The sequence below is a fragment of the Phocaeicola sp. genome, assembly GCF_057861905.1.
Window position 1 is genome coordinate 1 of sequence record NZ_DBMACV010000016.1, and the last position, 11851, is coordinate 11851.

Here is an 11851-nt window from a genome sequence, read left to right on the forward strand (position 1 = left end):
TGTTAATTTGTAATTAATTGTTTGTCAGACTTAAATATACAAAATAATTCGGTGATTACCAACTTTTAAAGATACTTTCTTATCCCGAACTCACGTAATTAGTTGGCTAATTTGAACAATATTTTTTAGTCTATAGATATTGTTATAGATAAAGCTTTGTCACGAACAAACGTTATTGGGGCAAGTATTGGTTCCAGTCCGGTGTCTGTGTGATACCAAATCCGGCATTGATTTCAGCATTTGGTACAGGGTAGCAGAACTGTGCAATATCGAAGTTGGTATACTTGTACGAAACCTGATCTTCGACGTTTGCATATACATCAGCCTTTTCACCCCAGCGGCGTAAGTCGTAGAAGCGGAAACCTTCCTGGAACAATTCGCGGGCACGTTCGTCTTTCAGGAATGCAAATACTTCGTCTTTTGTATTGCCCAAATCATCGGTACTGGTAATCTGTGAGTTTCTCTTGGCAACAGTCAGCAGTGCTTCCTTGGCACCGTTCAGGTCGGGCTGTGCGGCACGCAGTTTCGATTCGGCGATAATCAGTTCCATTTCGGGAGCATTGACGATGTAGTTGGTTGCGTATGCCGTGTTTCCTCCTCCGTACCAGAATTTACCACCGTATTGTAGCTGGGTATACGAGCCTTTCTTGATGGTAGGAAGATAAAGTGAACCTCTACAGTCAGTGTCTGCTATCAGGTTACGCATGCGCTGGCTTGGCAGACCTCCGTAGGTAGTCCATACGTTTCCGCAAGAGTTGGCAGACCAACTGTTGTTTACATCAATAGCCAGACGGAAGATACATTCCGAATTGCTGTCGCCACCGGCATACAGCTCTTTGTAGTCATCTACAGTATAAGCTTCTACCTTTTTACCTGAATGCAGGAGTGCATTCGATGCATATTTCTCGGCGTTGCTGAAGTCTTCCATATATAAATAGGTACGTGCCATCAGGCCTTCGACTGCTGCCATAGAAAGATACTGGTTGGCTCCTCTTCCTTCGGTTCCACTTTCAGTGTAACAAGTCAGGGCATTGTTAAAGTCGTCCAGTATAGCCTGGTAGCATTGTCCAACAGTCGAACGGTTCACTTCTTCGAAAGCTTTTACCGGTTCATCGACAATCACCACACCGATGGCATCACTATTATCAGTCGTTCCGTTTACCTTTATCTGCTTGCCGAAAATATTGGTCATGTACAGCATGGCATATCCTCTCAGTCCGTAGGCTTCGGCCATATATTGTTTCAATGCGGCTTTGTCGGCGTCAGCAACGGTTGCTTCCAGTTCCTTTCCCGCCTTGATGATACGTGAAGCATTATCTATTATTTTATAACCATATTCCCAAATACTGCTCAGGTATGTATCATCAGGGGTTACGTTATAGTGGTTGATGGTTATCCAGTGGCTGGCAGAGCCGTTCAGGTAAGCCATGTCGCCAGCCATATCGCCGATGGTAAGCGAATAGTTTCCGGCAAAATAGGACGTGAACAATTGATAATAAGTTCCGTTCAGTGCATATTTCAGGTTGTCTACACTTGTCAGTCCGCTGTCGACATCTATTCCTTCGTTGTACTCTGTATCGAAGAAATTGCTGCAGGAAGCAAAGCTCCCGGCCAGGGCTGAACAGATAAGCAGGCGAGTGATAAACTTCTTCATATTTCGTTCTTGTTTGATTCGTTAAACATATTTATTTAAAATCCGAGGGTGATTCCGGCAAGGAATGTTCTTGTAGATGGATACTGGTATGCAATCAGTCCGCTTGTATATGTTTCAGGATCGTAACCTACGAAATCCTTTGCCTTGAATGTATAGATGTTGTCAACAGATACATAGATGCGCATGTTGTCTATCAGCGCTTTTTTCAAAAGTCCTTTAGGCAGTGTATATCCCAGTTGCAGATTCTTTACGCGCAAGAAGTTTCCGCTATACAGAAAACGTGAAGAATGATTATTTTCTCCTGAAGTGTTTCCATATATATACTTTGGAACATCGGTATAACGGTTGTTTTCAGTCCATGCATTCTCATACAGATAAGTTGTTGGAGTAATGTTTCCTTTACTGCCGGCTGATAGATAGGAACGGTTTGAGGCGGCATAGACTTTACCACCCAGACGGTAATTGAAGTCGGCCGAGAAGTCGAAGTTCTTCCATTGTACGCGTGTGCCGAAACCACCATAGGCTTTAGGGTCGGCCGAACCAAGGTAACGTTTAGCACATTCGTTCCAGTTGGTTGTGGTTTCGTCGCCTGTAGCATTTTTATACCACAATGGTGCACCCGTATCCGGGTCTACACCTGCATACTCTACCATATAGAACTGTCTTAACGGGTAACCTTCCTGTTTGATGGTATAAGTATCTTCGATTGGTTTTCCACCAGAAAGCTCAGTGATTCTGTTTTGGTTGAGTGTAACATTGGCGTATGCAGTCCATGTCCAACCTTTGGTTTGCAGGATGGTGCCGTTCAGACCAATTTCTACACCTCGGTTTCTCATCGATCCGATGTTCTGATATACTTCGCTCAAGCCGGTAACCTGAGAAACAGGCAGCTCAAACAGCATGTTGGAAGTAGCCTCGTTGTAGAAATCTACAGTCAGGTTCCATTTCCTGACAAGTGTAATATCCAGTCCGATGTTCAGCTTCTTGCTGGTTTCCCATCCCAGGTCAGGAAGATTCAGTGATTCAGGAACGATACCCGGCGTGCTGTCATAGTTGTAGCCGGCGCTATAGAAACCACGCGCTGCATACCAGTCAATATCCTGATTACCTACCGTTCCGTAGCTTGCACGCAGTGACAGGTTGGTCAAGACCTCATTGTCTTTCAGAAATTCCTCTTCAGAAATACGCCATTTGCCGCCTAAAGACCAGAAGTTACCCCAGCGGTTGTTTTGTCCGAATACAGACGAACCGTCACGACGGAAGCTTACCTGTCCGTAATACTTGCCCTGATAGTCGTAGCTGGCATTCAGAAAGAAAGAAGCCAGACGTGCCTGACGGGTAACATACGACGGATTGCCGTAAGAAGAACCGGCCATATTCAGTTCTCGATACCCTCTCAGCGGGAAATTAATTCCAGCATATTTTTCATTCCAGTAATTCTTCCACTGTGCTTCCTGTCCGAGCATAATGTTCAGATTATGCTTTTCATTGAAAGTATGCATCCAGTTCAACGTATTGGTCCATGTGATGGTGGTGGTATTCGAATTATACTGTGTACCACGTCCGTTGTCGCTGGCCCCCTGATTATTGTACCAGCTCCAGAAATCGTACTGGCGTGTGCCGTACGAGTTGAGGCCTAATGAAGTCTTCAGCACAATACCTTTTCCAAAGTTGATGGCAAAGTACGGGTTCAAGTTGATGGTGGTTGTTTTGGTATTATAGATATCTCCTTCATCCTCGTCGTATACGGCAAGCGGGTTGTACATGATGCCGGTATTATAAGTGCCGTCTTCGTTGTAGAACGGATCAAGAGGAGTGGCTTTCAATGTACCACCAACAAACGGGTTCGAGTAAGAACCTCCGGTTGACTGCGAGAAGGCATCCATGTCGGCCAGCGCGAACGAGGTGTTGAATCCGAAGTTGAACCATTTGTATGATGTTTCCAGATTGAGGCGGGCAGAGTATCGTTTCATACCACTGTTGATGGCTACGCCTTCCTGATTTAGGTAACCTACACTGGCGTAGTAGCGTGTCTTGCCGTTTCCACCGTTGAAACTGAGGTTGTAGTCCTGATAATATCCGGTACGTGTGATGGCATCAATCCAGTCGTAGTTCTGGATGCCGTCCCAGTTGTAATCCGATTTGATTTTTGCCATTGCTGATTCGTAGGTATATTTCTCCGGGTTGCTGTTTACCAGTCCTTGAGCGAACAAATCAGCGGTCTGCTGTGCATTGCAGAAAGAGAAGTTGTTTGGAGCAATGGTTGTGAATCCCTGCTTGATATCCAGGTCGATGTGCATGGCACCTTCCTGTCCCTTTTTGGTCGTGATGACGATGACTCCGTTGGCTGCACGCGAACCGTAGATGGCCGTAGCGTTGGCATCTTTCAATACTGTAATGCTTTCGATATCAGCTGTATTGATGTTGGCCAGCGGGTTGAATGCACGATTGTAGCTCTCTGTTTCTGCATCCGTATCCGAATTCATCGGCATGCCGTCGATGATATAAAGAGGCTGCGTACCCGAGTTCACGGAACTTTCACCTCGGATGTAGACATTAGCCTGAGCACCCGGCATGCTTGTTGAGTTGTTCATCTGTACACCCGGCATGCTTCCTTCCAGTGCTTTCATAAAGTTGGCATCCGTATGTGATTCAAGGGTAGTAGGACTTGCCACGTTGGCGGCTCCTGTGAATGTGCTTTTCTTGGTCACTCCGTAACCGGTTACCACAACTTCATCCAGCACCTCCGTGTCCGATTGCAGTGTTACGCTTAATACCGGCTTGATGTCAAGTTCTCGGCTTTTCATACCGATGAACGAGATAACTACTTTTTTAGCATTTGCCTGTACATTGCCCAACGTGAATTTTCCATCCATGTCGGTAACTGTTCCCGTGTTGGTTCCTTTAATAAGAACGGAAGCTCCCACGATAGGGAGATTGTCTTCTTCTGAGATGACCACTCCTGTCACCGTCGATACCTGTGCCATCGCTATGCTGATGCAGGCAAAGAGACAAGTACAGATTAAAAACAATTTTTTTTCATAAAATCTCTCGTCTTTAAATTAAGTATAACTATTTAGAATTGTAAACAAGAAAGAATTGTCTGCTGCCTTTGTAATGGATGCAAAAAATTCTTTTCGCTTGCTGCGAAGAATATCGATGTCGATATTTTTCAGGTTTTTTGCCTTTGCACCTTTTATAAATATGTATCTACAGTCAGACATTCTTTAAACATCTTTTTATTTCAATTGGAAACTGATAATGATTTATTTCAAACTGTTTTTATTATTTGCTGGCAAAATTATAGATTATTTTTTCATTTTGTATCGTAAATACGACAAAATGTTATTCGGGAAGATGGATTTTTTTTTGATATGATATCTCCTTTCAGCATCTATTGCAATAAAAAAAACAGTCCAGATGGTAGTGATACGAATGTATTTCAGTACTATGGTGATTTTATGCTGATGTACTGCTGTAGGTGAATCGCGGCGGGTAGACTATGAAATTTCGCGGATTTACTGAAAAATTATAGCCTTTTATGGATTATGAAGCCGACAGTCTGCATAATCCATAAAAGGCCGTTCTGAAAAATATCGTTTCCTTTTATGACTTTTTCCGTCTGATGATATATCCTGAAATCAGACTCCATAATACGCCGATTCCGGCAAAAAAGATAAATACCAGCGTGCCCTTTCCCAATACGGTATAGATACGTCCTGTATGAATTTCCTGAGCGAAATTCCACAACGAGATAGGCATTGTTGCCAGATTTTCGGGCATGGGAGCAAAATTACTGCCTTCTTCGTACTCGGTTATGCAGTCTGTCCCATTGAAATCGTCGCTGTAGCCTGTAATAGCATGATTGCCGAAGGGCGGTCCTGCTGTTTCAGAAGCTGTTTCCCCGGTAAAGTAATCGGTTATATGGTTCGAGTTTCTGTTCCAGACAAACATTCCGCTGAAAGAGCCTGTAAGCCAGTCGCCTTGTTTGTCGCGTTGCAGTACGTTTAGTCCCATGACGCTGACGGGAGGGGTTTTGTGAAGCTTCACCGGAATAGCCTGAAGTGATGTCAGCGAATAGAATCCTTCTGAAGTGGAAAGCAGCCAGTCGCCTTGCTGTTCGTCGTAGCGGAGCATCCGCAACTTGTCGTTCCATGCGTTGGAAGAGTCGAGTTGTGTGAAAGGAATAGCAGGCACTTTTCCGTATACTAAGGCCAGAAGTACAGGTGGGCGCAGGCTCCATCCGGTCAGTGCAATGAAGAGTGTCAGCACGATAGTCGTTCTGCCTATTTTGTCGTGCCACGACAGGGATGTCTTCAGCAAGGAAACACTTGTCTTTGCTGAGCGTCCCGCCTGTTTCATCCGACGGATATATTTAGGTAAGATCCAGTAAATGATACCACTCACCGAGAGGATAATCAAAATGATTGCGAGGATATCCATAAGCAGTTTGCCGAAAATGCCAAACAGCTCGCCGCTGTGCAATAGCCAGACAGTACGGAAAAGCGATACCTTCCCGTCGTATCCTTCGGGAGCCTGTAGAGTGAGTTGCCGGAAGTACCGGTATGGGGTTGTGGCATAATACAGATGAGAGCGCCCGATGACAATCAGGCTGTCACCGTGTGTCGTGATATCCGAGATGCGCTCACCTTCCTGGAGAGGTAGGTTGACCGCTTGCCAGCCCGACTGCCGGTTGTAGCGGTAGAGTCCGAACTGACCGGCGGCGAACAAATCTTCTTGGGAAGTGATTGCCATACCCCGTATGTTGCGCCAGTCTACTCCGTGCGGAAATCCACGGTTGAAGTCATCGAATGTGGTTGCCCGGCTGTTCGTCAGAAAAACGCCGGCATTGCCATACAGCAACACGGCACTGTCTTCCTGACAGACACCGGGAGGGCAGGAGCGTGTTCCCCGCAGTAATCCATTGTTCCAGTTATGGTATCGGTAAACTTCGGGCAGCCATCTCCGGCTGATCTGGTAATCAGAAAAAAGCTGTCGGTGGTTCAGGATAATACCTGATACACAAAACAGGATGATAAAGACGGCCATAATCAGTCCGAACCATTTATGATGTTTTCTCCAGGTCGATTTTTTCATTTGCTTGAACTTTTATTGGTTTTAGAACCTCTGCGAAAGTTCTCGGATTCGTCGGGAAGTTGCTGATGCTTTTTGTACAAAAAAATCAGGTTTTGTACAAAAATAAAAATTTTTTGTACGAATTCTCCCGAAAATGTGCCGATGTTTTCCTTGATTTCCGCTCGTGTTTCGGACGTTTTGTCGGCAGGGGTTGCAAAAATCTGCTGCAAAAATATCGGTTCTGGCTGATTCTTGCAAATTCCTTTGACCGACTTTCACAAAGAAGGCAAACAGGGCATCCAAGTTATTAAAGCTCAATCATTCTGCGTAGCTTTGCGCTGTATCTCACTTTTTTGTATTATCTTTGTAGCCGATTAATTTTAAAATAGGTATAGAAAGAAATGATTACAGTTTCAAACGTAGCCGTTCAATTTGGAAAAAGAGTGTTGTATAATGACGTGAACATGAAGTTCACGAATGGTAATATATACGGTATTATCGGTGCCAACGGTGCGGGTAAGTCCACCTTCCTGAAAGTGATTTCGGGAGAGCTTGACCCCACGAAAGGAAGCGTGACACTGGGACCGGGCGAACGTCTTTCGGTCTTGAGTCAGGACCACTTTAAGTTCGATGCGCATACGGTGCTCGATACGGTACTGATGGGACATACGGTGCTGTGGGACATCATGAAACAGCGTGAGGCTCTTTATGCGAAAGAAGATTTTACCGATGAAGACGGCATCAAGGCGGCGGAACTGGAAGAAAAATTTGCTGAGCTGGAAGGCTGGAATGCCGAGAGTGACGCGGCTATCCTGCTGAGCGGACTGGGAATAAAGGAAGACAAGCACTATACACTGATGGGCGACCTGAGTGGTAAGGAGAAGGTGCGTGTGATGCTGGCGCAGGCGTTGTTTGGAAATCCTGACAACTTGTTGCTGGATGAGCCTACCAACGACTTGGATATGGACACGGTAACCTGGTTGGAAGAATATCTTTCCAACTTCGAACATACCGTGCTGGTAGTCAGCCACGACCGTCACTTCCTCGACTCTGTCTGTACCCATACGGTCGACATCGACTTTGGTAAGGTAAATCTCTTTGCTGGTAACTACAGCTTCTGGTACGAATCAAGTCAGTTGGCTCTCCGTCAGCAGCAGAACCAGAAGGCTAAGGCTGAAGAAAAGCGTAAGGAACTGGAAGAGTTTATCCGTCGTTTCTCTGCCAATGTGGCGAAATCGAAGCAGACGACGAGCCGTAAGAAAATGCTGGAAAAACTGAATGTAGACGAAATTAAACCGTCATCACGTAAATATCCGGGCATTATCTTCACTATGGATCGTGAGCCGGGTAACCAGATTTTGGAAGTTTCAGGACTGCGTGCCGAAACGGAAGACGGAACTGTCTTGTTCAACGATGTGAACTTTACCGTGGAGAAGGGGGATAAGATTGTATTCCTGAGCCACGACCCGCGTGCCATGACTGCCTTGTTCGAGATTATCAACGGTAACCGCAAGGCACAGGCAGGACATTATAACTGGGGTGTGACGATTACAACGGCTTATTTGCCGCTCGACAATACAGATTTCTTTAATTGTGACCTGAATCTGGTAGACTGGTTGAGCCAGTATGGTCAGGGTAACGAGGTAGAGATGAAAGGATTCCTGGGACGTATGTTGTTCTCGGGTGAGGAAGTCATGAAGAAGGTGAATGTGCTTTCGGGAGGTGAGAAGATGCGTTGTATGATTGCCCGCATGCAGCTTCGCAATGCCAACTGCTTGATTCTGGATACGCCGACCAACCATTTGGATTTGGAATCTATTCAGGCATTCAACAATAACCTGAAGACATACAAGGGTAACGTGCTCTTCTCGTCACACGACCATGAGTTCATCGAAACCGTGGCAAACCGTATCATCGAGCTGACTCCGAACGGTATCATCGACAAGATGATGGAATATGATGAATACATCACTTCCGATCATATCAAGGAAATGCGTGCTCGTATGTATGGTACAAATAAATAAACAAGTGATTCTCTAAATAGAAAACGGAGAAACGAAATCGCGGGTGATTCTGTTTCTCCGTTTTTATTTGGGCTTTCCTCGGAACCGAAACCTGTCCGGTGGAAAATCTTTGGAAAAGTAGTGTGTCTGCAAACGAAAAAACTATCCTTTCAAGTATTCACTTCCAAAGGAAAGCGGAAGCAAATCCTTAGTTCCTTCCAGCACATAAATGTCGTTTTTGCTGTACAGCAAGATTCGCATGGGATGACGGAAACGCTGTTCGGTTTCCAGAAGTACCTGACGGCAGGCACCACATGGCGGGATAGGCGACTCCAGAAAATCGGATTCATTGCGTGCGGCAATGGCAAGCGTGTCTACCGGCTGGTCGGGATACTGAGAATTGGCATAGAAAAGCGTGGTACGTTCGGCACATGTTCCCGACGGATAGGCTGCATTTTCCTGGTTGGTTCCGGTTACGATGACCCCGTTTGCCAGCAAGGCTGCTGCACCTACCGAGAAACGTGAGTAAGGAGCGTAGCTTCGTGCTGTAGCTTCCTTGGCTGCATCTATCAGCTTACGGTCTTTTTCATCCAGTTCTTCGTAGCGTAAGGCACGGATGTTTATTTCAATCTTTATTTCTTTCATATAGGTGAATATTAAAGTTCATACGAATGTAGGGAAAAAAAGGGAGATTTCCTATCATCTGTGGTATTATTCATGTAAATAGTTTATCTTTGCCCTGCTTTAATTTAAATGAAAAGAAAAATGAAACTTTCTCATTGGTTGATATTTATGTGTCTGATGTGTATCATTGTTCCCATGTCGGCACAGAAACGCAACAAGGCATACGAAGACTATATACATAAGTATCGGAGTGTTGCGGTAGACGAAATGAAACATTATCGAATTCCGGCGAGTATCACGCTGGCACAAGGGTTGCTGGAGTCGGGTGCCGGAAAAAGTGAGCTGGCAAGAAAATCGAACAATCACTTTGGTATCAAGTGTGGAGGCTCGTGGGACGGACGTTCCGTGCGTCACGACGATGATGCACGCAATGAGTGTTTCCGTGCTTACAAACATCCGAAAGAATCTTATCGTGACCATTCTAAATTTTTACGCTCTGGGGCTCGTTATGCTTTTCTGTTTCGTCTGAAAATAACCGATTATAAAGGTTGGGCAAGGGGACTGAAAAAGGCGGGTTATGCCACCGACCCGCAATATGCCAACCGCCTGATTAATATCATTGAACTATATGATCTGGATAAATACGACCAGAAGGGGGGACTGGAATGGGCGGAAGAATTTCCGAATCCTCACCAGCCTTATCTGGCCAACGAGCTGCTTTACGTCGTAGCTCGTCGCGGAGATACGTTCAAGTCACTGGGTAAGGAGTTTGATATCAGTCAGCGTAAACTGCGTAAATACAATGAACTGCCTAAAGATTATGTCTTCCGTGGAGGAGAAATCGTATATCTGGAGCAGAAACGTCGTCGGGCTACCAAAGATCATATTGCGTATGTGGTACGCAGCGGTGATTCGATGTACAGCATTGCGCAGAAGTTTGGTGTACGACTGGAGCGTTTGTATAAGATGAACAACATGGATCCGGATGCTCCGGCACCGAAAGTGGGTGATATTCTGCGTCTGCGCTGATTAATTGCAGACTGCAATTGAGTATACGGAAAAGCCCTGTCAAAACTCACATCAAGCAGAGTTTTGACAGGGCTTTTAGTTTGAATTGATATGAATATCGCTGTTGTTACTTGCTGAACTCTTTATGGAATTCTACTACAGCTTCTATACCTTTGCGGAAGATGTCGAGTGAGAAATTTTCGTTGGGTGAGTGAATGGCGTCACTTTCCAGACCGAATCCCATCAGGACCGTCTTGATTCCTAAAATCTGCTCGAAGTCGCTGATGATAGGAATGCTTCCTCCGCGTCGAACTGCCAGAGGTTTCTTTCCGAATGCTTTGGTAAATCCTTTTTCTGCTGCCTGATAGGCCGGGAGAGAAATCGGGCATACATAACCTTCGCCGCCGTGCATAGGTGTAACCTTGACTTGTACGTAATCGGGAGCGATGCTGTTGATGTAATCTACGAACAGCTTTGAAATGACTTCATGGTTCTGGTGAGGTACCAGACGACAGGAAACTTTGGCATACGCCTTCGAAGGCAGGACGGTCTTGGAGCCTTCTCCCGTATAGCCTCCCCATATTCCGCAGACATCGAACGACGGACGGCAACTGTTGCGCTCCAGTGTGGAATAACCTTTTTCACCTTTCAGCGCCTTTACGCCGATAGCTTCCATGTATTTCTTCTCATCAAAAGGAATATGGGCTATCATGTCACGTTCGGCAGCGGGCACTTCTTCCACGTCGTCGTAGAAGTGAGGAATCGTAATCCGACCGTCGGCATCAATAACTTGTGCAAGCATGCCGCACAGGGTGTTGATGGGATTGGCAACGGCTCCACCAAAGTGTCCGGAATGCAGGTCACGGTTCGGACCGGTCACTTCGATTTCCCAGTAAGCCAGTCCGCGCAGTCCGGTTGTCAGTGAAGGCAGATCAGCCCCCAGCATGCTTGTGTCTGAAACGAGGATGACGTCGGCTTTCAGCAATTCCTTGTGCTCTTTCAGGAAAGCATTCAGGCTGGGGGAACCGATTTCCTCTTCTCCTTCGAAAATGAATTTCACGTTGTGTTTCAGTAATCCTTCTTTGACTACATATTCGAATGCCTTTGCCTGAATCATTGCCTGTCCTTTATCGTCATCGGCTCCACGTGCCCAGATACGTCCGTCGCGAACTTCAGGTTCAAAAGGTTGGCTTTTCCATAGTTCGAGCGGTTCGGCAGGCATGACATCGTAGTGAGCATAAATCAGTACGGTGGGCGCATCGGGGCTGACACGCTTTTCGGCATATACCAGCGGATTGCCTTGCGAGGGCATAATCATCGCTTCGTCTGCTCCTGCTTCCAGCAACAACTGGCGCCAGCGTTCGGCACAGGCCAGCATGTCATCCTTGTGTTGAGGCAAGGCACTGATGCTGGGTATACGAATCAGGCTGAAGAGTTCGTCCAGAAAGCGAGATTCGTTTTCTTTGATGTATTGTTTTATTTCCAT

The 11851-nt window shown here is 45.9% G+C and carries 7 protein-coding genes; 2 read left to right on the top strand and 5 right to left on the bottom strand.

What is annotated here, in order from left to right:
- Positions 1-172: 172 nt before the first annotated feature.
- The 3 genes from ACZM60_RS04990 to ACZM60_RS05000 form a co-directional block, all read right to left on the bottom strand.
- Complete coding sequence (locus ACZM60_RS04990) at positions 173-1654, bottom strand: RagB/SusD family nutrient uptake outer membrane protein (protein WP_340319766.1); 1482 nt, start codon at positions 1652-1654, stop codon at positions 173-175.
- A 35-nt stretch (positions 1655-1689) separates the two neighbouring features.
- Positions 1690-4641: a SusC/RagA family TonB-linked outer membrane protein gene (locus tag ACZM60_RS04995; RefSeq protein WP_489520923.1), complete on the bottom strand. Its 2952-nt coding sequence runs from the start codon at positions 4639-4641 to the stop codon at positions 1690-1692.
- Between the two features lie 619 nt (positions 4642-5260).
- Positions 5261-6751 carry a PepSY domain-containing protein gene (locus ACZM60_RS05000; RefSeq protein WP_489520924.1) on the bottom strand — a complete coding sequence of 497 codons (1491 nt, stop codon included), beginning with the start codon at positions 6749-6751 and terminating at the stop codon, positions 5261-5263.
- A gap of 380 nt (positions 6752-7131) precedes the next feature.
- Between ACZM60_RS05000 and ACZM60_RS05005 the strand changes: the two genes are divergently transcribed.
- Positions 7132-8754: an ABC-F family ATP-binding cassette domain-containing protein gene (locus ACZM60_RS05005; RefSeq protein WP_021971949.1), complete on the top strand. Its 1623-nt coding sequence runs from the start codon at positions 7132-7134 to the stop codon at positions 8752-8754.
- A 141-nt stretch (positions 8755-8895) separates the two neighbouring features.
- On the opposite strand, the gene ACZM60_RS05010 is transcribed toward ACZM60_RS05005, so the two are convergent.
- A complete protein-coding gene (locus ACZM60_RS05010; RefSeq protein WP_021971948.1) occupies positions 8896-9378 on the bottom strand; it encodes a cytidine deaminase in 483 nt (160 codons plus the stop codon).
- 120 nt (positions 9379-9498) lie between these two features.
- Here ACZM60_RS05010 and ACZM60_RS05015 point away from each other — a divergent pair, with 120 nt between their 5' ends.
- Positions 9499-10386, top strand: a complete 888-nt coding sequence (locus tag ACZM60_RS05015) for a glucosaminidase domain-containing protein (RefSeq protein ID WP_489520925.1) — start codon at positions 9499-9501, stop codon at positions 10384-10386.
- Between the two features lie 106 nt (positions 10387-10492).
- Here the strand turns inward: ACZM60_RS05015 and ACZM60_RS05020 are convergent, their stop codons facing one another.
- Positions 10493-11851 (bottom strand): dipeptidase, encoded by a 1359-nt coding sequence (locus ACZM60_RS05020; protein ID WP_489520926.1) that lies wholly within the window; start codon positions 11849-11851, stop codon positions 10493-10495.

What these genes read in the sequence shown, in the direction of transcription:
- ACZM60_RS04990 (WP_340319766.1), bottom strand. Translation starts at nt 1,654, where the DNA reads ATGAAGAAGTTTATCACTCGCCTGCTTATCTGTTCAGCCCTGGCCGGG.
- ACZM60_RS04995 (WP_489520923.1), bottom strand. Translation starts at nt 4,641, where the DNA reads ATGGCACAGGTATCGACGGTGACAGGAGTGGTCATCTCAGAAGAAGAC.
- ACZM60_RS05000 (WP_489520924.1), bottom strand. Translation starts at nt 6,751, where the DNA reads ATGAAAAAATCGACCTGGAGAAAACATCATAAATGGTTCGGACTGATT.
- ACZM60_RS05005 (WP_021971949.1), top strand. Translation starts at nt 7,132, where the DNA reads ATGATTACAGTTTCAAACGTAGCCGTTCAATTTGGAAAAAGAGTGTTG.
- ACZM60_RS05010 (WP_021971948.1), bottom strand. Translation starts at nt 9,378, where the DNA reads ATGAAAGAAATAAAGATTGAAATAAACATCCGTGCCTTACGCTACGAA.
- ACZM60_RS05015 (WP_489520925.1), top strand. Translation starts at nt 9,499, where the DNA reads ATGAAACTTTCTCATTGGTTGATATTTATGTGTCTGATGTGTATCATT.
- ACZM60_RS05020 (WP_489520926.1), bottom strand. Translation starts at nt 11,851, where the DNA reads ATGGAAATAAAACAATACATCAAAGAAAACGAATCTCGCTTTCTGGAC.